This window comes from Marinimicrobium agarilyticum DSM 16975, from assembly GCF_000423345.1.
In the GTDB taxonomy this organism is placed as follows: domain Bacteria; phylum Pseudomonadota; class Gammaproteobacteria; order Pseudomonadales; family Cellvibrionaceae; genus Marinimicrobium; species Marinimicrobium agarilyticum.
Window position 1 is genome coordinate 1 of sequence record NZ_AUHU01000030.1, and the last position, 1,104, is coordinate 1,104.

Here is a 1,104-nt window from a genome sequence, read left to right on the forward strand (position 1 = left end):
CGGGCGTAACACGGTCAACCTGTCGGAACAAGCGACGGTGGATGTGTCCGTCGGTACCAATAAGGGGGACCTGCGCCGTTTCGACGAGCTGACCGGCAATCAAAGCGCCACCACTGTGACCGCGATGGATGACGGCAATACCTGGCGCCTGGAGGAAGGCGACAATGCGGGGCGTCTGAATGATCGCCTGTATTTTTCCGGCGTCACCCACCTGGTTGCCAGTGACGGCGGGGACAGCTTCTTTCTCAATGGTGGGCTGGTCACCGGCGGTATTACCGGTGGCGCCGGTGACGACCGCTTCGATTTGACCTTGGGCGCGAACACCGAGGGCGATCTGAACCTGAACGCCGTGGGCGGTCAGGACGAACTGCGGGTCAGTGGCGGTGCCAGCGGCGCAGAGGTGAATTACTTTGCCCGCCGCACGGGGGGCGAGCGGCTCACCTATACCGGCACCGGCAACGGTGTGTTCGAAATCGTGTTCGAGGGCGTTGAGCGAGTCCAGGATTATGTGACCGCCAGTGAGCTGCGGGTTAACAGCAGCCTGGAAGCCGACACACTGGTCATGGAGGAGAACAGCATTCAGGTCAACGGTCTGAGTCAGCTCACCTACAGCAATAAAACGAACCTCACCCTGGCGGCCGACAGCGACGATACCATCGAGTTGGCGGGGGCGCTCTCTGTTCCGGGGCGTCTTGACATTCGCAATGCCGATGTTCAGCAAACGACGCAGGAGCGATTGACAGCGAGAGAACTGCATCTGGTGGGCGTGGGTGAATTCGGAACGCCGGATAATGCGATTCATACCGACGTGGATGCGCTCTATGCGGATATCGGCCAGGGCGGCCTGCGGCTGAACAACGAAGGCGCCTTGAACCTGGCCCAACTGAACAGCCTGGGGGCGACCTCGGTTTACAGCGGCGGCAATATTACCAGCACGGCAAACCTGGCGGCAGCGGGGGATTTGAGCCTTCACTCCGAACAGGGCGGCATCCGCCTTGAGGGGGACAATCGTTTCAGCGGAACCGCTCACTTCCAGGCGGCCCACGATATTCAGCTGCAGCACGACCGTGACCTGCGGCTGGGAGATGTGCAAGGTCAAACCTT

At 61.1% G+C, this 1,104-nt stretch carries 1 protein-coding gene; it reads left to right on the forward strand.

From position 1 onward, the window contains the following. A partial coding sequence (locus tag G547_RS23635; protein ID WP_036189189.1) for a hypothetical protein occupies nt 1-1,104 on the forward strand: 1,104 nt, incomplete at both ends.